Source organism: Bradyrhizobium sp., assembly GCF_035309285.1.
Taxonomy (GTDB): Bacteria; Pseudomonadota; Alphaproteobacteria; order Rhizobiales; family Xanthobacteraceae; genus Bradyrhizobium.
Window position 1 is genome coordinate 62,782 of record NZ_DATGFH010000003.1, and the last position, 22,880, is coordinate 85,661.

Genomic DNA, 22,880 nt, shown 5'->3' on the forward strand with positions numbered 1-22,880 from the left:
CGATGCCATCCACAGCGCTCGCGCCCGATGCCGCGCCGCTCGACCTTGACCATCTTGCGCGCATGACCGGCGGCGAGAAAGCGCTTGAGCGCGAGGTGCTCGCGCTGTTTCTGACGCAGACAAGCGGCCTCATCGATGCGCTTGCGGACAAGTCGGCCGAGGTCGCCGCGTTGTCGCATACGCTGAAAGGCTCGGCGCGGGCGATCGGCGCATTTCGCGTCGCCGACCTTGCGGCCGCGCTCGAGGAAGCGGCTCGCCGTGGCAGCGATCCCTCCCGGCCGCTCGCTGCGCTCTGCGCGGCGGTCGCGGAGGCGCGCGGCGTGATCGAGGCTCGGCTCGGGCGGCTCTGATTCCCTGCGGGCCGATCTGCCCAAAAGGCCGCCAAACCGGCCCGGTCTGCGGCCTCGGTCCCTAGCGCTCGGCAAATCGACCCGTTATAGGACAGCCCGAACCTTTTCATCGGGCAACACGAGAACACATGGCCAAGATCAACTTTGTCGATCATCACGGCGAAACCCGCACGGTCGACGTCGAGAACGGCGCCACCGTCATGGAAGCGGCAATTCGCAACGCCATTCCCGGCATCGAGGCCGAATGCGGCGGCGCCTGCGCGTGCGCGACCTGCCACGTCTATGTCGACGAAGCCTGGCGCGAGAAGGTCGGCCCGCCCTCGCCGATGGAAGAGGACATGCTCGATTTCGGCTTCGACGTGCGGCCCAATTCGCGGCTGTCGTGCCAGATCAAGGTGAGCGATGAACTCGATGGGCTCACCGTCGCGACACCCGAGCGCCAGGCGTAGGATCACGCCCGAAATTTCGGCTGAACGATCTCGACGCCGCGGCGCAGCCACGGCTGGAAGGCCGCGACGATTCCTGCGGTGAGCGGCATCGGCTTGTGGGTCACCGCATCGATCAGGACGCTGACCGACTGCGCCGACGCCACGCATTTTCCTTCCGAGAACACCACCTGGTCGAACGTCACTGACGTGCGGCCGAACTTGACGAGGCCGAGCCCCATCTCGATTGTGCCGGGCCAGCGCAGTTGCTCGCGGAAATGCATGTCGAGCCGCACCATCATCCACGACAACCCTTCCGGCATCAGGCCGCGGGAGCGGTCCTTCATCAGCGTGACGCGTCCGGTCTCGAAATAGCTTGCATAGACCGCGTTGTTGACGTGCTGGTTCGGATCGAGATCGGCGTAGCGGACGTTGTCCGCGATCCGATAGGGAAAATCTTCCAGCCGCGGCTCGGCATTCTGACGTATCGGTGCATTCACGACGCAATCTCCGCAATTCTCGTCCCCGTTACTAGCCGCCTTGCCGTCTGCGGCAAGGGGGTGTGCGGCGGGCCAGCCCCTTCATTTATGGGCTTTCCTGATCTCGCATGGTTGGCTAGACAGGCGGTCGCCCCTATCTTTTTCCCACCGGGCGGTCCAACCGAAAAGAAGCGATATGAGCGAAGCGATCAAAACCGATGTGCTGATTATTGGCGCGGGCCCATGCGGACTGTTCGCCGTTTTCGAGCTCGGCCTCCTCGACATGAAGGCGCATCTGGTCGACATCCTCGATAAGGTCGGCGGCCAATGCGCCGAGCTCTATCCGGAAAAACCCATCTACGACATTCCCGGCATTCCCTTCGTCACCGGCCAGGGGCTGACCGATGCGCTGATGGAACAGATCAAGCCGTTCGCGCCGACCTTTCATCTGGGCGAGATGGTGGACACGATCGAGAAGATCGGTGATCCCGCCTTCCGCGTCACCACCGACGCCGGCAAGGTATTCGAATGCAAGGTCGTGGTGATCTCCGCGGGCGGCGGCTCGTTCCAGCCCAAGCGTCCACCGGTGCCGGGCATCGAGGCCTATGAGGGCAGTAGCGTGTTCTACTCCGTGCGCAAGATGGAGCAGTTCCGCGACAAGGAACTGTTGATCGTCGGCGGCGGCGATAGCGCGCTCGACTGGACGCTCAATCTGCATCCGATCGCCAAGCGGGTGACGCTGCTGCACCGGCGCGACGAGTTCCGCGCCGCGCCGCACAGCGTCGAGCAGATGCGCGAGCTGGTATCCTCCGGCAAGATGGATCTGAAGCTCGGCCAGGTCACCGCGCTTGAAGGCGAGGGCGGCAAGCTCAAGGGCGCCACCGTCAAGGGCAACGATAACAGCGTCACCAAGGTCTCCTGCGACACCATGCTGCCGTTCTTCGGGCTCACCATGAAACTCGGACCCGTCGCGAACTGGGGCATCGAGCTCGAGCACAATCTCGTTCCGGTCGAGACCAGCGCGTTCGAGACCAGCGTGCCCGGCATCTTCGCCATCGGCGACATCAATACGTATCCTGGCAAGCTGAAGCTGATCCTGTGCGGTTTCCACGAAGGCGCGCTGATGGCGCAGAAAGCACACCGCTACGTCTATCCGGACAAGCGGCTGGTGTTCCAGTACACCACCTCGTCGTCGAGCCTGCAGAAGAAGCTCGGCGTCAGCTGATTCCAACGGAATTATGACCTGCTGCCTCTCGCGAAGGTGCATTGCGACCTGGCAATCTCGCGCCCCGGGGCACTGGCACCAACCTCGAAATGGCCGTAGTCTCCGGCCATTCAATTTGTTGATTGGTCAGGTGATGACGATGCGGAAATCGCTCTTCCAACTTCGGCTGCTCGCAGCCGCTGCCGCGCTGGCGGTCTCGCTCACCGGCACGACGGCTGCGCGCGCGTTCGATCCGACCTCGGCCGTGGGCCTGTGGCAGAAGATCGAGAACGGCAAGTCGGTCGGCTGGTTCCTGGTGATCGAAGACAACAACGGCACCTACGAAGGCGTCATCGCCAAGATGTTTCTGAAACCAGGCGATCCGCCCAATCCGGTCTGCTCCAGATGCACTGACGATCGCAAGGATATGCCGTGGCTCGGCATTCCCTTCATCCGCGACATGAAGCGCAACGGTTTGAGCTACGAGGACGGCAACGTGCTCGATCCGCGCGACGGCAATATCTACAACGCCAAGATGACGCTGAGCCCGGACGGTCAGCAGCTCACCATGCGCGGCTATCTCGGCATCTCGCTGTTCGGCAAGGACGAGATCTGGGTGCGCCTGCCCGACAGCGCGGTGGCCGAGCTCGATCCCTCGATCGTACAGAAATATCTGCCGGCGCAGGCAGCGGCGATGAAGCCAACCGCCGGGATGAAGCCGACCGTCGGCAAGAAGGCCGCGCCCCGGCATTGAAGCGTGGCGATTTTCGGATTAGAATTTCAAGCAGCCGTCCATTCGGATGTCATCGCCCGGCTTGACCGTGCTATCCAGCAATCACCGCTATCTCGATTCTCATGACCGTCTCGGCGTACTGGATGCCCCGCATGCGCGGGGCACGACAGTGGAGGGGATGTGACTGACCATTCCCGCGACGGAAATCCGCCCGAGTGATGCATCGTTCGTGGCCCTCGAAAGAAAGAGAGGGCGCAGGGAATGCCGGGTGCAGGCCGCACCCGCGAGCCTTGCGTGCAAAGAAAAGTGCACTTTGAGCACGCAGGCAACAACAGGGCAGCCGGAACAACCGGCATTCCCCGCGCAATGGTTTTACGGCTTATACGCGATCTCCCCGGAGTGCCGGGCTTGTTAGCCTCCGTCGCCTCGCCATCATCAGAAGCGAAGCTTGACGCCAGCGTCGGGGCGCCAGGACCACGCGATTTCGCCGTCCGCATCGCACCCCGCTCGTCTGACCGGCTGCAACACGTCCATCGCATCCCGCTGCCTACGTTCGTGACGATCGGCCGAAACGCCCCTCTTGCCGGAGCGGGATGCGCAAAACTAATCACGGTCTTCCGAAAAACGGAAGCGGAATATTTTTCGCGAGAGGGCTTGACTTAAGGCAAAGCGTCTTCTGATAAAGCGAAGTGCTTTGCCTGACGGGCAGTGCCTTCTTCACGTCTCCCTCGTGGGAGAGGTCGCATCGCATCGAAAGAGAAGCCCCGGCGTGGATCAGTTATCGCGCCAGGGCTCTTGAGCCTGGACTGTCAGTGCGGTGGCTTTAATACGGTGTGTGACACCCGTTGTGTCCAATCTCGTCTTCGTAGCATAAAGATGAGCTTGCACCACCTCCGCCGATAACGCCACCCGGCGGCTGGCGCGGCTGCGGCGGGTACACCGGCAGGTGATTACGCGAGATCGGAGGATGCACGACCGGGACGCGAGTGCCTCCCGCCAAAGCCGCGGTTGTAGAGCCGGCCGCCAGTGCCACCGAGAGCAGTAATGCGGAACCAAGGATTCCGTATGTCGTCGTCATTTAGGGGTCTCCTCTCTGATCATGAGCGGCGGACAAGGATCGTCCGCCTCTGCATGATAGTTAACGAGGCTCCGCGCCTTGGTGATGTGTCGGCGATCACACTTTGTTCGATGAAGAGCTGAAGATCGTGATGCGTGGTGAGGATCGGGGCGTGATTGTGGGCACGGCGCTCCGCGGCTTTGGCCGCCTTACGGCAGCGTGCCCGTTCTCACCATGCGTAGTGCACGACGTGCGACAACCGATCCCTTACCGATGCCAATTTGCCATATGCGCCGCGTGCGTCGATCCGTACGCGTTCGCGCCGAAAAAGCGGTCGTAGTAGTCGGTGTCGATGTGGTGCGCCTGCATCACCCACATCAGATGCATGGCGTCGGTCGTGGCTGGAAAGCGGCCGTAGGTCTCGTAGATGTAGTTGCAGACCGCCTTGGTGCAGGCAAGTCCTTCGGCGCTGAGACGGACCGTTCCGGCGCGATGGTCGGCCTCCGACATGCGATGCGGCACGACCGCCGTCTCCGCGCTGGCCCTCCGCGAAAATGCCGCATCGACCGCCGCATCCATGCTCGCATGATAGGGTGGACAGCTTGCCTCGAATACGCCGTCGAGCCCGATCGGATTGCCGAACAACCCGCCGCTCGCGGCAGGCACGATGCGAAATCCCATGCGCTCGAGAATCCCGAGCGACAGGAATCCGCAATGCTTCCAGCCGCCGAGCCCGATCGCCTCGGTCGCGAGAAACATGTTCTGGCAGATCGCAGCCGGCTCGCTGAAGACGTAGTAGCAGGCCTGTCGCTCGACGATCGACAGCGGCAAGACCTGCTCGGCGTCAATCAATCCATCCTTGAGCCAGCGTTCCGTGCCGGCCGGGCGAAAGCCGTGGCGGTCGTCGACGATATTCATGCCGCGGCCTCCGGCCGCATAGCGGCGCAGCGCAGGATCGACGAACTGTGCGATCAACGAGATCAGCGATGCGCTGACGTCGCAGACCGGCATGAACAGCGTGGAGCCGGGCCGGTTCGAATCCCAGTGGTCGTGACCGCTCATCGTCGGCGCGCGGCGGGGAATATCGAGCCGGCCGGGCTTCAGCGTTCGGCGTTGCGCGCGGTAGATCTCGAGCAGCTTGCCGCGCTCCTCCGTGGATTCGATCTCGCGCGGCTTGCTCGCGGCGACGTCGTCGTCGAGGACATAAAACCCTTCGTCGTTGGTGAAGAACAGCGCGGTCTGGCCGCCGGGGTGCGTCGTCGGGAAGGCGCGGCCGCTGCGACGGGAATAAGGCGCCGGCGTCGGCAGGTCCCAGAGCGCGAGCCCGGTGAATCCGGCGCCCGCGCCGACCAACAGCGCCTCCTCGAGCTCGGTCAGCGGCAACGGCGCGTGCGTGGACTTGTAGCGAAACGGCCCGGTAGGCATCTCGAAGCCGAGACCGAAACGCCGGGAGCGCCGGCCATAGATCGCCTCGAACAAGGAGTAGCGCCAGGCTAGGTCGAGCGGCTCGGACGCGGTCATTATTTCAAAATCCTTGCAAACGGAACGGCGAGGCCCGAGGCTAACCTTTACTGGATCGGCTGGATGGTCCAATTTTGCTCATTGGGGCAGACCACTTTCGGGAGCGTCGTCATTGCAAGGATGGGCTGATCTCTACTCCTGGCAACTCGACCGCGCGAGCCGCACGCCGCTGTCGCGGCAGATCTACATGCAGGTCTGCTCCGCCGTGGCCTCGGGCGCGCTTTGTGCGGGCGCGCGCATGCCGTCGTCGCGCGCCATGGCAAGGCAGCTCGGCGTGGCGCGGGCGTCGGTGGTTTCGGCCTATGAGCAGTTGCTGGCCGAAGGCTATGTCGAGAGCCGCCATGGGTCGGGCACCTTCATCTCCAACGATGTCGCGGGCCTCGCGACACGCCGGCGCGCTCCGCGCGCGATCAAGCGCACGGTGCCGACGATGGCCAGGGCCTTTCCCGATTTCGAGCGCTCGGCGGTGCAGGGCGACGCGCGTCCGTTCAACACCGGGCGTACGCTGATCGACGCGCGCACCGCGGACACCTGGCGCACCCTCACGCATCGCGCCGTGCGCCAATTCGGATCGAACGATCTCGGCTACGCCGATCCGGCGGGCCTCACCGCGCTGCGCGCCAATATCTGCGACTACCTGCGGGCGGCCCGTGCGGTTCAGTGCGAGGCGGAGCAGATCGTCATCACTGCGGGCACCCAGCAGGCGATCGACATCGCGATCCGCGTGCTGCTTGCGCCGGGCGACGAGGTCTGGGTCGAGGATCCCGGCTATCCCCTGACCCATGCACAGCTCCTGCTCGCCAAGGTGCGGCCGCACGCGATCCCCGTGGACGACCAGGGCCTGATCGTCGATACCGGCCGCCGCAAGGCGCCGCGCGCGCGAGCGGTCTTCGTCACGCCGTCGCATCAATTTCCGTGCGGCGTCGCGATGTCCATGGCGCGACGGCTGGAGCTGCTCGCCTGGGCGCGGCAAAGCGGCGCGTTCATTGTCGAGGACGACTACACCAGCGAATTCCGCTATTCGGGCCCGCCACTGGCATCGCTCCAGGGGCTCGATCGGTCCGAGCAAGTGATCTATGTCGGCACGCTCAACAAGGCGCTGTTTCCCGGCCTGCGCATCGGCTATGCCGCGGTGCCGCGGGCGTTGCTGCAGGCTTTCGTCGGGGCGCGCTATCTGATCGATCGCCAGCCCGCGACGCTGCAGCAGGAGGTCGTCTCCCAGTTCATGCAGCAGGGCCACTTTGCCGCGCATGTTCGCCGCATGCGTCAGCTCTATCGCGAGCAGCGCGATGCGCTGGCCGAGACGTTGACGCGTCGCGCCGCCGGCAGCCTTGACGTGGCGCTGCCCGATCAGGGCATGCATCTCGTCGCCTATCTGCGTGACGGCACGTCCGACGTCGAAATCGAGGAGGCCGCGCGCCGCGCCGGCATCATCGTGCGCGCCATCAGCCGCTTCTATCGCTCGGCGCGCCCGCGCGCGGGGCTGATGCTGGGCTTTTCGGGGTTTCCGCGGCAGCTCATCGTTCCGGCGGCCGCACGACTGGCGCGTCTCGTCGCCAGTCGCGGCCGGGACTAGGCACAGGTTTGTCCTATCGTGGCGCAGTGGTCGCGATCCTCAATGTTCCGATTGAACCCACACGATGCAATGATGGTGAACATCCATTCAAGAAAGTTCCTGTGTCGTTCGCGAAACCGGCAGCCGTCGCATTCGTTTTCCCTGCTGCGCAACCAGCGACAGGAGGAGCGCATGAGGAAGCTCTCTTACGTACTCGCTGCCGTGACTGCGGTGGCCGTTACGGCGCCTACGATCGCCAACGCGGCGGAATTCGGCTTCCGCATCGGCGGCGGCCCCGGTTACTGCGCTTACCACTACTGTGGTCCGCGCTTCGGGTTCTATGAACACGACCGAGGCTGGCACCGCGGCTGGTATCACCGCGACTATTACGGCGACCGCGGCGTGGTGATCCGTCACCATGATTGGGACGACTAGTTCACCAGAACTGGCGACTGGTAACGGGCGAGAACGGCCGGGTCGAAAGGCCCGGCCGTTCTCCGCCCACCTATGTTGGTTCGTAGTTCGTAGGATGGGTTGAGCCAAGCGATGGGTTTCGCGGAGCCTGTCATCGGGCGCGCGTTCGCGCGACCCGTTGGCTCAACCCATCCTACGCACTTACTGCTGCGGTGTTCCCGCCGGCTGCTGCGGCGTTCCAGCCGGCTGCTGCGCCGTGCCCGCCGGCTGCCGCGCGTCTTCGGCCGGTGCGATCGGCCCGCTCTGAACGTCGGGCTCGACGGCGTCGAGCCGCAGCACATTGGCCGCGGCGGGCAGCACGGCGTCGGCCATCGCGGCGTGGCCTTCGGCGGTCGGATGCACCGCCCCGCCATAGACCGCCGACAGGATGCCCCAGGTCGCGTCATGGATGTCGGTCGGCTGCATCGAGGTCGGCAACCCCTGCGGATAGGTCATCGCGGCAAAGTAGCTGTCATTGGCGTCGCGGATCCAGCGCGCACGCGGGAGATAGGCGCGGTATTCGCCGGCGCTGCGGCCGCAGAGCAGCGGCTGGTTCGCGGAGTTGACGATGTCGGGATCGAAGCTCTCGCCCTTGGGTGAGAAGCAGTCGCGGTCGAATTGCGGATCGCTTTCGGCGCGCGCGCAAAAACCGTGGTCATCGAAGGCGGCCTGATGCGCCTCGACGAAGGTGAAGCGGTCGGCGGCGGGATCGCTGCACAACGTGCCCGACGTGCACGTCGCGAGCGCCTTGAGCTGCGGCAGGAATTCATTTTGCACGAAGGCCGAGACGTCCGCGAGCCGCTGCGGATCGGCATTGAAGGAGGGATGGATGTCGAAGCCGGCGCGGCCGCCCGGGCACGGCGTGCCGCCGTTCGACAGCGCCGGATTGGCGTACGAGGTATAGACGACATGCGAGAGGTCGCCGACCAGCGGTTTCAGCGCCTCGCGCAGCTTTGCAAAGCCTCGCGGCAAATCGCGCGCCAGCGCGGTGCGAGCATCGTCGACCGAAGCCATCACGCCGGTGCGGCGGAACAGCGCGCGCTCGGTCGGCGTGTCGACGATCACGTTGGCGACGAGACCGGAGAAGTAGACGTCGTTGGCGCCGATCGACAGCAGCACCAGGTCGAGCGTGCGGTCGGGCTGGCGCCGTTTGGCCGCCGTGAGCGCCGCGCGCAATTCGGCGAGCTGCCCGTTGACCCCGGCCTGGCACGACGCGCTCGACTTGCTCGGCGGACATTCGCGGGCGCGCTGGCTGCCGAACAGGCCGTCGGCAATGGTGGCGCCGGTGCAGGCAAGCGGCAGATAGGTCACCGCGATGTGCGGATATTGTACGGCGAGGGCGAGCGCGGCGCGGGTCTGGTAGCTGTAGAGCGAGCGATGGCAGGCGGCGTTGAACCACAGCGCGCCATAGCGCTGCCAGTTCGCCAGGGCGTCCGGTGCCTCGCAGGCCCGCCCGCCCTTGTAGCCGGCGCGGCTCGGCCGGTAGTATTGCGCTGCCGCCGAGGCCAGATAACTGCGGAAGCAGAAACCCTCGTCCGACAGTGCGACCGCGCGGTCAGGATTGCCCTCACCGGAGGCGATGCTGTCGCCGAGACCGGCGATCAGGAGATCGCGCACCTGTATTTCGGTCGAAATCTTCTGCGTGGGCTCGGAGCCCGAGGCAACCTCGACGGCCGCAACCGTCTGGCGGCCATAGCGGACGCGCAAATTGACCGGCTCGGCGCAGTCGAAGGTCGATTTCTGCGGCCCGTCGCCGTCGTCGAACGACCAGGCGCAGGTGGCGCCGACCGGAACCTCGCCGCTGAGGCGGACGGTGATCGGATGATCGATCGGGGTAAGGTAATTCTCCTTGACGTTGTCGCGCACGCATGGATTGGCGACACGGCCCTGCAAATCGATGCAGAGGCGGTTGACCATGTTGCGTGCCCAGCCGCGGCCGTCGCTCTGCAGCTCGAGCGCGTCCTCGGAGGCAAGGATGCTGCGGCCTTTCAGGCTTTCAACATGGAGCTGGAAATCGCGCTCCTCGCGGAACAGGCGGAAGCGGTTCCGGACCTCCCAGGTGATCTGCATCGGCGCGGCATTGGAGGCGTCCTGCGCTGCCGCCTTTTGGAAGGGGGAAGCCCACAGCGCACCCGCGAGCAGGGCGCCTGTGAGGAACAAACGAAGGCAAAATCGCGTCATGGCCCGCGCGTTTGACGTTACAGTTGGGGCAGAAATAAGAGGAGTAGCCCCCGGACCAACTTAACGTGATTTCACCCCTGTGACTGCCGGCGCTTGAGGGGCTGTCTCATCGTGGCGGTGGTGGCGAGCGGCTTGTTCTTGGGCAGTGGGGTTGGCGCGGGCGCCGGCGCCGGAGAGGTCGCGGCGTCGGACGGTGCGCACTGGCTATCGCTGTTACCGTTTCCGTTGCCGTTCAGCTTGCTGCGGCGTGCCTTCCAGGGCACCACCACGTTGAGCCAGAGTTCGCGGGCGCCCATGATCGAGATCGCGATCGAGAAGGGAATCACGAAGTAGAGGACGCGGAACACGAGCAGCGTCGCCAGCAGCTGCTCGCGGCCAAATTGCGGCAGCGCCACCAGCATGGCGGCGTCGAACACGCCGATCGACCCGGGCGCATGGCTCGCAAAGCCGAGCAGTGTTGCCAGGATGAACACCACCGCGAGCGACAAGAAGTCGATATGCGGCTGCGTCGGCATGAGCAGGTACATCGCGGTCGCGCAGAAGGTGAGATCGACCACGCCGATCAGGACCTGCACCAGCGTGAGCCTGGCTGAGGGCAGCACCACCTTCCAGCCGTTCTGCCCAAGCTTGCGCCGTTCCTCGCCGGTCATCAGCCAGACGAAATAGGCGACGATGCCGCCGAGACAGGCCAGCGCGATCAGGCGGTTCAGTTCCGGCGGCAGCAGGTCCATGTAAGAGGCCGCCTCTGGATGGTAGGTCATGCCGACGCCAAGCACGACGAGATTGCCGAGCCAGAAGGTGAGGCCGGAGAGGAAGCAGATCTTGGCGACGTCGATCGCGCTCAGCCCGTGCTCGGAATAAATGCGGAAGCGGATCGCGCCGCCGGTGAAAACGGTGGCGCCGATATTGTGGCCGATCGAATAACTGCAGACGGCCGAAAGCGCGGCAATGCGGTAGGGCACCCGCTTCTTGCCGATGGTGCGGAGCGCGAAGAAATCATAGAAGGTCAGCGTAAAAAACGCACCGACCACGCATAGCGCAGCCCACGCGATATGGCCTGCCGGAATGTCCGTCAGCGCAGTCAGGATCACGCCGGTGTCGACGCCCCTCAGCGTATGGACGAGGGTCCTGATCGCAAGGGTGATGATCAGCAGGCTCGCCGCAAACCCCAGCCGTTTCCAGCCGATCCATTTCTTGAAACCGCGGTTGAGCGCGGTCAGCAATCCTTGCATTCATCCTCCCGGCAGGGCGACACGATCCAAAGAGAAACCCGTTCAACCATCGATCGAACGCGGGGCCGATCGCTCCGTCTCCCGGGTTCCAAATAAGACAAAAACACTGCGTTGTGCAGTCCTTGACAACCGCAGCTTAAGGCTCGCACGAACCCGACCCTTGCGTCCCTAGCCTGCCGAATCGGCGGCAAAGCCGGTGGATTTGAGGCAGGCCGAGGCGCTCCTCGCCCCTAAATTCCCTTGAAGTCCATTGCGTTCCGCATTTCGCCTCTTGGCATCTGTTAGCAACGACCGGAAGCCGCATTCCTGTCGCCTTCGAAGTTGAGACATAACGTCGCGTGGCAGGCTTAACGCCCCGAAACGCTTGGGGAAACCCGGCCAAGACCAGGGCCGGGAACCCGGCGAGGAAACCCCGTCCTGGCGGCTGCGGCACTCGCCCTGACGGCCGCGGTGAAGGAATCCGCGGATTTTTTAAGGGAACCTGCCGCTTAGCATTCAAGGCTTGTTCACTATCACCCCAAGGAAACAACGAGGGTTAACTTCGTGGAATTGGTCGCCGGGCTTGATTGCGATCCGCAATGGGCCCGGGAACCGGCATGTACCGCGTATTAACCTGTTTGACCACCGAGCATGACTGGCGGCTGGTCGTGCTGGCCGGTGCCGTCTGCCTGCTTGCCAGCGCGGTCGCGGTCAGCCTGTTCGATCGCGCGCGGGCCAGCCAAGGACGCGCCCGCGCCGTCTGGGTCGCCCTCGACGCCGTGGTCAGCGGTTGCGGCATCTGGGCCACCCATTTCATCGCCGTGCTCGCCTACGATCATAGTGCCGGCGCCGGATATTCGATCCGCGTGACCATGCTGTCGCTGGTCTTTGCGATCCTGATCAACGGCATCGGGCTTGGCATCGCGCTCTCCGGTCAGCAGCGCTTCCTTGCGATCATCGGCGGCGCGATCGTCGGCATCGGCGTTGCCGCCATGCACTACACCGGCATGATGGCGCTCGAGCTTCCCGCTCGCATCGTCTGGTCCTGGGATATCGTGATCGCCTCGGTGGTGCTCGGCAGCCTGTTTGGCGCATTCGCGCTCCTGGTCGCCTCGGGCCGCGACAGCTTCGGCCGCTCGGCGGGAGCAACGGTACTGCTGACGCTCGCCATCGTCTCGCATCATTTCACCGCGATGGGCGCGGTGACGCTGGTCCCCGATCCGACGCTGGTGTTCGAGGGATTGAAGATCTCGCCAACCACGCTGTCGTTCCTGCTCGCGGGCTGCGCCTTCGCCATTCTCGGCGTCTCGCTGTCGGTGGCCGCGATGGACCGGCGCGCCAAGGGCGCGCTGCGCCGGCAGAAGGTGCTGCTCGACACTGCGCTCGACAACATGTCGCAGGGGCTGTGCATGTTCGATGCCGAGGGCAGCATCCTCCTGTACAACGAACGCACCGTCGCGCTGATGGGGCCGGGCATCGTCAACTTCGTGGGCCGGCCGCTGCTCGATCTGCTGCGCCTCATGAAGGCCAACGGCAGGTTTGGCGGTGATCCCGACGATTTCTTCGCCGAGCTGCTCGCCGAAGCACGCGCGGGCAAGACCGTCACCCGGACCTTCGACTGGCAGGGGCGATCGATCCGCATGGTCGACCAGCCGATGCGCGGCGGGGGCTGGGTCTCGACCTTCGAGGACATCACCGAGTGGCAGCGCGCGCAGGAGCAGATTTCGCACATGGCGCGCCATGACGCGCTCACCAACCTGCCGAACCGCACGCTGTTTCGCGAGGAGCTGGAGCGGGCGGTCAAGCTTGCGAGGCCCGGCGATCAGCTCGCTGTGCTCTGCCTCGATCTCGACCACTTCAAGAAGATCAACGATACGCTCGGCCATCCCATCGGCGACGCGTTGCTGAAAGAGGCAGCCTCGCGGCTTTCCGGATGTCTCAGTGCGGGAGATACCGTGGCGCGGCTCGGCGGCGACGAGTTCGCCATCGTGCAGTTTTGCAAGGATTGCGATCCGACGGCGGTCTCCGCGCTCGCAAGCCACATCGTCGAGATCGTGGCCGCGCCTTACGATATCGACGGCCATCAGCTCGTGATCGGCGTCAGCATCGGCATCTCGCTTTCGCCGGACGACGGCTCCAATCCCGACGAGCTGCTGAAGAATGCCGATCTCGCCCTCTATCGCGCCAAGGCCGACGGCCGCGCCACCTACCGCTTCTTCGAGGCCGGCATGGACGCGCGCGCCCAGGCCCGCCGCCTGCTCGAGTTCGATCTCCGCCTCGCGCTGCAGCGAAGCGAGTTCGAGGTGCACTATCAGCCGATACGCGACCTCGCAACCGACGAGATCGTGGTGTGCGAGGCGCTGCTGCGCTGGAAACATCCGCAGCGCGGCCTGATCGGGCCGAACCAATTCATTCCGCTTGCCGAAGAGACCGGGCTGATCATGAAGCTCGGCGACTGGGTGTTGCAACAGGCCTGCCTGGATGCGGTGAGCTGGACCAAGGCCTGCGTCGCGGTCAACCTTTCGCCGGTGCAATTCCGCAATCCCAACCTGGTCAGGAGCGTGGAAGCGGCGCTCAAGCAGTCCGGCCTGCCGGCGGGGCGGCTCGAGCTCGAGATCACCGAATCCGTGCTGCTGCAGAGCAGCGAGACGACGCGCGAGATGCTGCTCGAGCTGCGCGAGCTCGGCGTCAAGATCTCGCTCGACGATTTCGGCACCGGCTATTCCTCGCTGAGCTATCTGCGCAGCTTCCCGTTCGACAAGATCAAGATCGATCGCTCTTTCGTGAGCGAGCTTCCGGCGCGCAACGATTCGCTCGCGATCATTCGGGCCGTCACGGGCCTGGGGCGGAGCCTCGGTATGGTCACGACCGCGGAAGGCGTCGAGACCGCCGAGCAGCTCGACGTGCTGAGCCGCGAGGGCTGCACGCAGGCGCAGGGCTATCTGATCAGCAAGCCGCGTCCGATCGCCGAGCTGCGGGATATGCTGATCGAGCGCCGCGAGAGCGCTGTAGCCTAGCCCGTCACTGGCCGGGACGTCCGCCTTCATTCACCCTTCGGCGGCTGTCGCATCCCGAAATAGAGCGCAATCACAGCGAAGACGATGATGGTGGCGGCGAAGGCCAGGCTTGCGGCGTTCGCCCCGGCCAGCGTGGAGATCACGCCGATGCCGATCACCGGCAGTGCGTTGCCCGCAAAGCCGCAAATCAGGTAGCTCGAAACGGTCTCGGCGCGCTGATTTGGCGGCGCGATCTGGTTCGTCACCTGCAGGCTGCCGCGGTAGCCGAGCCCTGCCGTGACCGCGCAAACGGCCGTGGCGATGATCAGAAGCGCCATCGATGCCGCCAGTTGCGCGGCGACGATCAGGGCCACGCTCGGCGGCATCAGCGCGAGCGCAAGCAACATCGAGGCGCGACTCGACAACGATCGGGTCGCGACGATGGCGCCGGCGACGAACACGGCCATCTCCAGGAAGATCGCGCCGGCAACGGCATGGTTCGTCACATGGAGTTGATCGGCGAGAAGGGACGGCGCGAGCGCCGCGTAGAAGCCGACCAGGGCAAGCGAGCCGAATCCCGTGACCGCGGGCGCCACGAACTGGGCGCGGATCTGAGGCGGCACGGAGACCCGTGGGCGGATCGACAAAGGCAGCGAAGGCCGCGACCTGGTGACGGTTTCGGGCGCCATGAGAACTGCGGTTGCGGCCGCAAACAGCGCGAGCAGGTACACGATATAGGTCAGGTGCAACGGCCAGGGCAGATATTCGGCGAGCAGGCCCGCGATCAACGCGCTGACACCAAGGCCGATGAAATTGGCGCTGGTCGCGATCACGGTCGCACGCGATTTGCTCTCGTCGTCGATCAGCTCTGCAAGCCACGCAGTTCCAGTTCCGACGCCGATGCTGATGGCAAGGCCGCTCAGGATGCGCCCGAGGTACAAGGCGCCGACACCGCGCGCGAACAGAAAAACGAGCGCGCTGATGATGGCGAGAGCGATGCTCGCGGCCGCCACCGGCCTGCGGCCGACCTGGTCGGAAAGGCGACCCAACAAGAGCAGCCCGCCAAGGTTTCCGACCACATAGACCGCATAGATCAGCGTGAGCGTGATCTGCGAGAAGCCGAAGGCCTGCTTGTACATGATGTAAAGCGGCGTCACCGCGGTGCTGCCGGCGAACAGCACGCCGATCAGAACGGCAACCGCTGCCGTCGCCGCGGTGCGGCTCAATTCGATGTGCCGTTGCGGCCGGTCGAGCCTCGAAGTGTCAGCAGATGTCATCAGGATGCTCCGTGACTGGCCACAAGAACTAGGTGCGCGTCGCGTTTCTGCAATCGGCGAACGCGCAAAAATATGTGCGGCGTGGTCCGAGATAACCCGGCGCGGAGCGATTTGTCCCATCAAGCAACGACATTTCGATCAAGAGCGAAGCGTTCCGATGATTGTTCGAGCGGTATGGAAGGATTATCGCAAAATCAGGCTTATCTCGTCGGTCATGTTTCCTGGCAACGTGGGAAAGTGACCATGCAGACGACGTTCAAGCTTCATTCGTTCACAGCGCAACCGGAACACACCCGTTCGCATCTGGCGACAGTGCTGACGCTTGCCGCCATGAGCCTCGGCTATGGCGTAGTCCAGCTCGACGTCACCATCGTCAACACGGCGCTGAATTCGATCGGCGCCTCGCTCGGCGGCGGTGTCGCCGAACTGCAGTGGGTAGTGAGCGCCTACACCATCGCTTTCGCGGCGTTCATTCTCACCGCGGGCGCGCTCGGCGACCGCCTCGGCGCAAGGCGGATCTTCATGGCAGGCTTCGCGCTGTTCACATTGGCCTCGCTCGCCTGTGCGCTGGCGCCCACCGCCGTGATCCTGATCGCCGCGCGCTGCGTGCAGGGCCTTGCGGCCGCGATCCTGGTGCCGAATTCGCTGGCGCTGCTCAACCATACCTACACCGATCCGAAGGCGCGCGGACGGGCGGTCGGCGTCTGGGCCGCGGGCGCGAGCCTCGCGTTGACGGCAGGTCCCTTCATCGGCGGCGCGCTGATCACGCTGGTTGGCTGGCGCGCCATCTTCCTGGTCAACCTGCCGATCGGGCTCGCCGGCCTCTGGCTCGCCTGGCGCTATGCCGAGGAGACGCCGCGGCTTGCCCGGCGCGAGATCGATCTGCCGGGTCAGGTTGCGGCGATCGCGGCGCTCGGTGCGCTCGCAGGCGCGATCATTGAAGGCGGCGCGCTCGGCTTTGACGATCCACGGGTGATCGCGGGCTTCGTGCTGGCGGCCGTCATCGGATGTCTGTTCGTCCATCGCGAGGCGCGCGCTCCGCAGCCGATGTTGCCGCTCTCGCTGTTCGGCCACCGCATGTTCGCGTTGAGCGCACTGGTGGGCCTCCTCGTCAACATCGCGTTCTATGGGCTGATCTTCGTGCTCAGCCTCTATTTCCAGGACGTCAACGGCTGGTCGCCGTTCGCCACAGGCCTGGCCTTCGTGCCGATGATGGGCATGGTGCTGCCGGCGAACCTCGTGGCGGCGCGGATAGCCGAGCGGATCGGCGCGCCGCAGGCGATCGCACTGGGCGCCGCAATCGCGGCCGCAGGCTGCCTGACGCTGCTTTCGATCGCGCCCGGCACGGGCTACCTGGCGATCGGCGCGCAGCTCGTCGCGATCGGCGGTGGGCTTGGATTATTGGTGCCGCCGCTCACGGCGACGCTGCTCGGCAGCGTCGAGAAATCGCGATCCGGCATCGCCGCGGGCGTGTTGAACGCGACGCGGCAAACCGGCAGCGTGCTCGGCGTCGCCTTGTTCGGATCGCTGCTCGGTCGCGGCGACGCGTTCGTCGCGGGCGCGCATGCCGCCCTCGTGATCTCAGCCGCCGTGTTGCTCGTGGGCGCAGCCGCCATTCTCGTGCGGCGGAGCGAGAACTAAGCCTTGCGCAGCGCGAAATTCGCGCCGCAGAACGCCATGACGGCGCCGAGGCACAATGCAGCCATTCCGGCCAGCACGCTGGAAATGGTCGACACCGTGCTTGGCGCGGCGGCGGCTTGTCCCGCGCCCGCGAGCAGGAGCACGCCGACCACGATCAGGAACTGCCGCATCCGCCGCGGGATCTGGCCGGAGACGGCGCTGTGCATCAGGCTTGCGGTGAAATAGCCGCCGGAGAAGCCGACGGTCGCGATCAGCCACCAGGCGATCGCCGCGCCCGCCGGCATGAAGCTCCTGGAATCCGAGCGCCAGAGGCCGCCGAGGTCGAGGCCATAGCGCGCGCCGAGCATGTGCACGGCCAGCGCCAGCAGCACTCCGGAGATCGCGGCGCCGCCCAGGATCAGGCGGCGCGGAAAAAAGGTCGTCTCGGCCATGAGCCACTTGTAGGATAAAGCGATGTCGCACCGCAAGCCGACGAAGTGCGAAGTGGCGGGAATCGAATGCAGGAACAGGCGACGACACCAGCAAAGACGCCCGTCACAAGCTATGCCTACAAGGCGTCGCTGATCGGCGCGGCGCACCGGTTCGAGCTGGCCGAGCAGGGCCTGTCATGGCACCTCGCGGGCCGTTCCGGCATATGGCCTTACGCCGATATCTCGGCAATCCGCCTGTCATACCGGCCGGTGTCGATGCAGGCGCATCGCTTTCGCGCCGACATCCGGAACAAGGCCGGCGGACGCCTGCCTGTCCTCTCGACCTCCTGGCAGACCGCGGCGCTGATGGCCCCGCAGGACAATGGCTACCGCGCCTTCGTCACCGAACTGCATGCGCGCATGGCGCAAGCAGGAAGCCGAGCCGAGCTCACCGGCGGGCTTGGACGCAATACCTATCTCGCCGCGCTGGCACTGGTGGCGCTGGTCGGCGTCATGCTGCTTGCCCTCTTCATTCGCGCGCTCGCGATCGGCGAATTTGCCGGCGCGCTGTTCTTCGTTGGCTTTGCCGCCTTGTTCGCATGGCAGGTCGGCGGCTTCGTCCGGCGCAACCGCCCGCTCTCGTATGCGTTCGACCGCATCCCGGAAACGCTGCTGCCGTAACCAAGCGCAATGATTTTTGAGTTCGCGCTTGCCCCGACGCGAGGCATCGTCCTGCCGGGCGAGAGGGACATCCGTGGACGATCGAAGCGACCGGATACCGGACGCGGCCGAGATTGCCGCGATCAATGCCACGCATCTGATCAATACGCCGCTCAAGCCCGCCGATCTCTTTTTCCTGTTCGGCACGCGCCACGACGAGGTTTTGCGCGCGGCGACCGCCTGCCGGCTGTGGCGCGAGGGATTGTTTCGCCATGCCATCGTGAGTGGCGGGGTGACGGAGGGATCGCAGCTTTCGGAATGCGCGATCATCAAGCCGTTGATGGTCGAGGGGGGCATTCCAGCCGATCGCATCCTCGAAGAGCATCGCGCCATCAATACCGGCGAGAACGTGATGTTCTCGCTGCCCATCATCGATGCGGCGCTCGGATTGAAGACTATCAAGAGCGTCATCTGCCTCGGCAACACCTGGACCGGACGCCGCTACGCCATGACGCTGCAGCGGCATTGGCCCGAGGTCGAGAAGATGCTGATCACCGTCGACAACTTTGCGACGCCGCGCGAGCTCTGGCACACGGACGCGGAATTCCGCCGCCGCGTGCTGAGAGAATGGGACAAGATCGAGCCGTACCAGCGCAAGGGCTTTATCGCGGAGTGGCCTGTGTGACGCGTGCTCCCGACGCGTCGCGATGGCGCAAAGACCCTTTTCCGCGACCCCGAGGGGCCGACCGTTCAGGTTCTCGACCTAAGGGCGATCACCGAGGCCGCGGCCTTTTCAGTCGCAGCGGCGCTCCCTGTGCGTGATCATGCGACCGTCGTCCCGTTCAGTTGTGGTGGTCACCGTGCGACAGTGCTCACGCGGGCCGATGCGGACACCACCCGGGCCGATTCCAACGGTGGTACCGGAGTCATACCGCCGACGATGGTCCCTATCGTAGTCGGAGCGGTAGTTGCGGTCCCGGCCGACCTGAACATCGACGCCTTGGGCCAGTTTGACGCCTTGCGCCTTCGTCGGGGTTATGAGTGGTGCAGTCATCAGCACGGCGGCGACCACCGGCACGCCGACAACGATCTTGATCATTGGGGAATCCTCCCTTTGCGCTCGATTTGGGAGATGCAACGAGTGCGAGCCCCGAGGGTTCCTCGGGGCAGGTGCCAGCGCTGAGAAAATTTCTGACATTTTCCCTGTGTCGCTACGACCATCCGGCTAAGGCGAGAGCGACTTGCTCACGCTGCAGGACAACAAGGCTTAATGCCTCACCACCAGCACCGAGCATTTGGCGTAGCGCACGACATGGCCGGCGTTGGAGCCGAGGAAGTAGGTGCGCATCGCCGGACGATGCGAGGTCATCACGATCAGGTCGGCTTTGACGCCGGCGGCCTCTTCCAGGATCTCGTGATAGATGCCGCCCTGACGCACCACGCTCGAGATGCGCCGCTGGTCGATGCCGGATTCGCGGGCGACGATGGCGAGCGCTTCCTCCGAGCTCTGGCGCTGCTGCTCGTCGAAATCGGCAGGGACATATTCGGCCAGCATCACCGGCGTCATCGGCAGCACGTTCAACAGCCGCACCGCGCTGTTCCAGGTTTGCGACAGCGTCGCGGCGGTCGCAATCGCCGGCTTCGCGAGATCAGTATCGGCCAGATCGATCGGCACGAGAATGGATTTGAACACCTGCGCCTCCCTGTCGGTATTTTAGACTAGCACAAACCAATACTCCGTCCGGTTAGTGGCCCGACGCCTGCTTCAAGAGTTTCGGGCTGACAAACAGCACCAGCTTGCCGCGGTGGAACGACACGTCGTTCCAATCGTTGGTCGCGAATTCGAATACGGCAAGCCCCGAGGTCGGCAGGTTGTCGGAAAGCGCACGGCGGCCGGCCTTGTCGCCGCTACCGGCCAGCATCAGCGCGAACTCATGCATGCCCGGGTTATGGCCGACCACCATCAAGTGCCTCGGGTCGGTCACGGATGCGAGGCGGATGGCATGCAGCAACTGCGCGGGATCGGCGCCGTAGAGTTCCGGCACAAGCTCGATGCGGGGCGGCGGGACGCGATCCTTCATCATGTCCCAGGCGAGTTCCCAGGTCTGCTTGGCCCGAACGGCGGGGGAAATCTGAACGAGATCGGGAAAGGGCGGGTTTCTTCCAAGCCAGGCGCCAATCGCGGCGGCATCCCGATGGCCCCGCTCGTCGAGGCGGCGGTCCTGGTCGCGGCCGGATGGTGCATCCGTCTCGGTCTTGGCGTGACGCAACAGCATCAAGCGGCGCATGACAGTCTCGATTCGTATCTTTCCCAATTTAGTCTACAAGCCCGCGCTTAGGACAAGGTGACAAGCACGCCAAGTATTCCTAAGAAAAGGGTTGTGAAGAAGGGCGCGGAAGAGGGATTTTCAAGAAAACGGCATGAGCGAGACATCCAGGGCCAGAAGCGGCAGTGCCAAGACCGGCCGCGCCGACGCCGCGGCGACGAGCGATCATGCGCGGCTTTCCTTCGATCTCGACGTGGATATCTGCATCGTCGGCGCGGGCCTCGCCGGATTGACGGTGGCGCTGGAATCCGCGCGGCTCGGCGCCAGCGTGGCCGTGCTTGAAGGACGGCAGGTCGGCTGGAACGCCTCCGGCCATCAGCTCGGCACAGTCATGCCCGGTTTCGGCCTTCCGATCGGCGAATTGATCGAACGCATTGGCTTCGAGGACACGCGCGAGCTCTGGTCGCTGTCAAAGGAGGGCGCGGAGTTCGTGCGCGCCACCGCCACCGAAGAGGCGATGCCCGGTATTGCCTTGAGCGAAGGCGCGCTCGAAGTCTCCAACATCGACGTCGGCGAGCAGCTCATCAGCCGGCTGCAGATGCTGTCGGGGGATTTCGAGACCGAGGTTGAGGGCTGGCAGGTCGAGCGCGTGCGCAGCGAGCTCAAGACCGATCGCTATTTCCACGGCATCTATTACCCCAAGGCGTTCCAGATCGACGGCCGCAAATATGTTCACGGTCTGGCCTCGCTGGCGCGCCGCGCCGGCGCCCGCATCTTCGAGGACACGCCGGTCGTCAGCATCGATTCTTCCGGCATCCGCAAGCGCATCGTTACCCCGTCGGCGCGGTTGCGCGCGTCCCACATCGTGCTCGCCGGCAATATCCATCTCGGCGCGCCGCTCCGCCGCTTGTCGGAGACGCTCTTGCCGATCTGGCGCTATGCCGGCGTCACCGCGCCGCTCGGCGACAGGCTGAAGGAGATCATCGCGTTCACGGGATCGGTGACCGACACCGACGGCATCGATCATTTCCGTATCGTCCATGGCGACCGGCTGATGTGGGCCAGCCCCGAAACCACGTGGTCGGGAAATCCGCGGCGATTCGCCGGCGCGATCGCGCGCCGCATGCGCACGATCTTTCCCACGCTCGGCCCGCTCGAGATCGCCGAGACCTTCGGCGGGGCGGTCGGCACGACCGTGCATGGCATGCCGCAAATCGGCCAGCTCCGCAAAGGCCTGTGGGTCGCAAGCGGCTTCGGCCGCCAGGGCATGAACACCTCGGCCATGGCGGGCCAGCTCATCGCGCGCAGCATCCTGTGGGGCGATGAACGCTGGCGGCTGTTCTCGCCGTTCGAGCTGGTATGGGCGGGCGGCCCGATCGGCCGCGTCGCCGGCTACTTTGTCGGCCTGTGGCATCGGGGCAGCTCCGCGAGCGCCGGCGCGCTCGCGCGTCATCGTGAGCGGGCGCGAATCCAGGAGCGCATCCGCGAAGAGAGGCTGGCGCAAGCCAATCGTCAGGCTGCAACGCGCCCGGCGCTGCAGCGCCGGCCGCGGCCCTCACGTCCCGCGCCGCAAAAGGCGCCGCCGGCACCAGATGCGCCGCAGGCCGAGCAGTGGCCAGCCGCACAGGCTGCACCGCCGCAAGCCCATCAAGAGCCGTCGCAAACCTACCAGGAGCCACGCGTTCCGGCCGATCACAGCGAGGGTGATGGCGGCTCGCCGGCCTCAGGCTCGCATTAAGTTGAGAATAATCGGCGCAAAGCGGTGTAACGTCGGCTAGCGGCACCCGTATCTCGGGGCGGACAGTCACACGGAGACCATCATGATCGACCGCCGTATTCTGCTTGCCTCTGCTGCCAGCCTGTTGGGACTGGCGGCCTTCCGCTGGCTCGGCTTCTCGCAGGCTCGCGCCGGTCAGAAGTTCGAGATCGAGAAGACTGATGCCGAGTGGCGCGCGCAGCTCACGCCGGAGCAATATGAAATCCTGCGCAATCAGGGCACGGAGCGGCCGGGCTCGAGCCCGCTTCTGAAGGAGCACCGCAAAGGCATCTTCGCCTGCGCCGGCTGCGACCTGCCGCTGTTTTCGTCCGACACCAAGTTCGAGAGCGGCACGGGTTGGCCGAGCTTCTACCAGCCGCTGGACAACGCGGTCGGCACCACCGAGGACCGCACTTTCGGCATGACGCGGACCGAGGTGCATTGCCGGCGCTGCGGCGGTCATCTTGGCCACGTCTTCGACGATGGCCCGAAGCCGACGGGCCTGCGCTATTGCATGGATGGCTACGCGCTGGTGTTCCATCCAGCGGATTCAAAGTCGAGCTGAGCCGCGGGCGAACCTGCCCGGCTTCGCCCGGCAATTGTTGCCCGCCCGGCAAATGTGCCCCGGTCAGATGGCCGGGGCCTTTCGTTTAAGTATATGATATTACAACAATTTATATATTGGCACAGCCCTTGCGACAGTC

At 65.0% G+C, this 22,880-nt stretch carries 21 protein-coding genes; 12 read left to right on the top strand and 9 right to left on the bottom strand.

Going from position 1 to position 22,880, the window contains the following annotated elements:
* Nucleotides 1-2 precede the first annotated feature (2 nt).
* Together VKR55_RS00855 and VKR55_RS00860 are read left to right on the top strand one after the other, a co-directional pair.
* Nucleotides 3-350: an Hpt domain-containing protein gene (locus tag VKR55_RS00855; RefSeq protein ID WP_324398900.1), complete on the top strand. Its 348-nt coding sequence runs from the start codon at nt 3-5 to the stop codon at nt 348-350.
* Between the two features lie 128 nt (nt 351-478).
* Nucleotides 479-799: a 2Fe-2S iron-sulfur cluster-binding protein gene (locus tag VKR55_RS00860; protein ID WP_324398901.1), complete on the top strand. Its 321-nt coding sequence runs from the start codon at nt 479-481 to the stop codon at nt 797-799.
* A gap of 2 nt (nt 800-801) precedes the next feature.
* Here the strand turns inward: VKR55_RS00860 and VKR55_RS00865 are convergent, their stop codons facing one another.
* The gene (locus tag VKR55_RS00865; RefSeq protein WP_324398902.1) at nt 802-1,275 is read right to left on the bottom strand and encodes an acyl-CoA thioesterase; all 474 of its coding nucleotides are present in this window, start codon (nt 1,273-1,275) and stop codon (nt 802-804) included.
* 175 nt (nt 1,276-1,450) lie between these two features.
* Here VKR55_RS00865 and VKR55_RS00870 point away from each other — a divergent pair, with 175 nt between their 5' ends.
* Together VKR55_RS00870 and VKR55_RS00875 are read left to right on the top strand one after the other, a co-directional pair.
* Complete coding sequence (locus tag VKR55_RS00870; protein ID WP_324398903.1) at nt 1,451-2,479, top strand: NAD(P)/FAD-dependent oxidoreductase; 1,029 nt, start codon at nt 1,451-1,453, stop codon at nt 2,477-2,479.
* Nucleotides 2,480-2,612: 133 nt separating this feature from the next.
* The gene (locus tag VKR55_RS00875; protein ID WP_324398904.1) at nt 2,613-3,212 is read left to right on the top strand and encodes a DUF2147 domain-containing protein; all 600 of its coding nucleotides are present in this window, start codon (nt 2,613-2,615) and stop codon (nt 3,210-3,212) included.
* A 1,303-nt stretch (nt 3,213-4,515) separates the two neighbouring features.
* On the opposite strand, the gene VKR55_RS00880 is transcribed toward VKR55_RS00875, so the two are convergent.
* On the bottom strand, nt 4,516-5,769 hold the full coding sequence (locus VKR55_RS00880; protein ID WP_324398905.1) for a hypothetical protein: 1,254 nt from the start codon (nt 5,767-5,769) through the stop codon (nt 4,516-4,518).
* Nucleotides 5,770-5,881: 112 nt separating this feature from the next.
* Between VKR55_RS00880 and pdxR the strand changes: the two genes are divergently transcribed.
* Both pdxR and VKR55_RS00890 read left to right on the top strand, forming a co-directional pair.
* A complete protein-coding gene (pdxR, locus tag VKR55_RS00885) occupies nt 5,882-7,345 on the top strand; it encodes a MocR-like pyridoxine biosynthesis transcription factor PdxR (RefSeq protein WP_324398906.1) in 1,464 nt (487 codons plus the stop codon).
* Between the two features lie 171 nt (nt 7,346-7,516).
* Nucleotides 7,517-7,759 (top strand): hypothetical protein, encoded by a 243-nt coding sequence (locus tag VKR55_RS00890; RefSeq protein ID WP_324398907.1) that lies wholly within the window; start codon nt 7,517-7,519, stop codon nt 7,757-7,759.
* Nucleotides 7,760-7,939: 180 nt separating this feature from the next.
* On the opposite strand, the gene VKR55_RS00895 is transcribed toward VKR55_RS00890, so the two are convergent.
* Nucleotides 7,940-9,958: an SGNH/GDSL hydrolase family protein gene (locus VKR55_RS00895; RefSeq protein WP_324398908.1), complete on the bottom strand. Its 2,019-nt coding sequence runs from the start codon at nt 9,956-9,958 to the stop codon at nt 7,940-7,942.
* Nucleotides 9,959-10,029: 71 nt separating this feature from the next.
* The gene (locus VKR55_RS00900) at nt 10,030-11,190 is read right to left on the bottom strand and encodes a lysylphosphatidylglycerol synthase transmembrane domain-containing protein (protein WP_324398909.1); all 1,161 of its coding nucleotides are present in this window, start codon (nt 11,188-11,190) and stop codon (nt 10,030-10,032) included.
* 596 nt (nt 11,191-11,786) lie between these two features.
* On the opposite strand from VKR55_RS00900, the gene VKR55_RS00905 reads away from it, so the two are divergent.
* Nucleotides 11,787-14,186, top strand: coding sequence for a bifunctional diguanylate cyclase/phosphodiesterase (locus VKR55_RS00905; RefSeq protein WP_324398910.1), 2,400 nt, complete (start codon nt 11,787-11,789; stop codon nt 14,184-14,186).
* A 26-nt stretch (nt 14,187-14,212) separates the two neighbouring features.
* Here the strand turns inward: VKR55_RS00905 and VKR55_RS00910 are convergent, their stop codons facing one another.
* The gene (locus tag VKR55_RS00910) at nt 14,213-15,442 is read right to left on the bottom strand and encodes an MFS transporter (RefSeq protein WP_324398911.1); all 1,230 of its coding nucleotides are present in this window, start codon (nt 15,440-15,442) and stop codon (nt 14,213-14,215) included.
* A gap of 243 nt (nt 15,443-15,685) precedes the next feature.
* Between VKR55_RS00910 and VKR55_RS00915 the strand changes: the two genes are divergently transcribed.
* A complete protein-coding gene (locus VKR55_RS00915; protein WP_324398912.1) occupies nt 15,686-17,083 on the top strand; it encodes an MFS transporter in 1,398 nt (465 codons plus the stop codon).
* Here the strand turns inward: VKR55_RS00915 and VKR55_RS00920 are convergent.
* Nucleotides 17,080-17,514 (bottom strand): hypothetical protein, encoded by a 435-nt coding sequence (locus VKR55_RS00920; RefSeq protein WP_324398913.1) that lies wholly within the window; start codon nt 17,512-17,514, stop codon nt 17,080-17,082. The two genes, VKR55_RS00915 and VKR55_RS00920, sit on opposite strands and share 4 nt — an antisense overlap.
* Before the next feature lie 66 nt (nt 17,515-17,580).
* Here VKR55_RS00920 and VKR55_RS00925 point away from each other — a divergent pair, with 66 nt between their 5' ends.
* On the top strand, nt 17,581-18,174 hold the full coding sequence (locus VKR55_RS00925; protein WP_324398914.1) for a hypothetical protein: 594 nt from the start codon (nt 17,581-17,583) through the stop codon (nt 18,172-18,174).
* 73 nt (nt 18,175-18,247) lie between these two features.
* Nucleotides 18,248-18,838, top strand: coding sequence for a YdcF family protein (locus VKR55_RS00930; RefSeq protein ID WP_324398915.1), 591 nt, complete (start codon nt 18,248-18,250; stop codon nt 18,836-18,838).
* 108 nt (nt 18,839-18,946) lie between these two features.
* On the opposite strand, the gene VKR55_RS00935 is transcribed toward VKR55_RS00930, so the two are convergent.
* The 3 genes from VKR55_RS00935 to VKR55_RS00945 all read right to left on the bottom strand — a co-directional run bounded on the left by VKR55_RS00935 (nt 18,947) and on the right by VKR55_RS00945 (nt 20,441).
* Complete coding sequence (locus VKR55_RS00935) at nt 18,947-19,252, bottom strand: hypothetical protein (protein WP_324398916.1); 306 nt, start codon at nt 19,250-19,252, stop codon at nt 18,947-18,949.
* Between the two features lie 168 nt (nt 19,253-19,420).
* A complete protein-coding gene (locus VKR55_RS00940) occupies nt 19,421-19,846 on the bottom strand; it encodes a universal stress protein (RefSeq protein WP_324398917.1) in 426 nt (141 codons plus the stop codon).
* A gap of 52 nt (nt 19,847-19,898) precedes the next feature.
* Nucleotides 19,899-20,441 carry a SixA phosphatase family protein gene (locus tag VKR55_RS00945; RefSeq protein ID WP_324398918.1) on the bottom strand — a complete coding sequence of 181 codons (543 nt, stop codon included), beginning with the start codon at nt 20,439-20,441 and terminating at the stop codon, nt 19,899-19,901.
* Between the two features lie 133 nt (nt 20,442-20,574).
* Between VKR55_RS00945 and VKR55_RS00950 the strand changes: the two genes are divergently transcribed.
* The gene (locus tag VKR55_RS00950; protein WP_324398919.1) at nt 20,575-22,158 is read left to right on the top strand and encodes an NAD(P)/FAD-dependent oxidoreductase; all 1,584 of its coding nucleotides are present in this window, start codon (nt 20,575-20,577) and stop codon (nt 22,156-22,158) included.
* An 82-nt stretch (nt 22,159-22,240) separates the two neighbouring features.
* Complete coding sequence (msrB, locus tag VKR55_RS00955) at nt 22,241-22,741, top strand: peptide-methionine (R)-S-oxide reductase MsrB (RefSeq protein ID WP_324398920.1); 501 nt, start codon at nt 22,241-22,243, stop codon at nt 22,739-22,741.
* Nucleotides 22,742-22,880 lie beyond the last annotated feature (139 nt).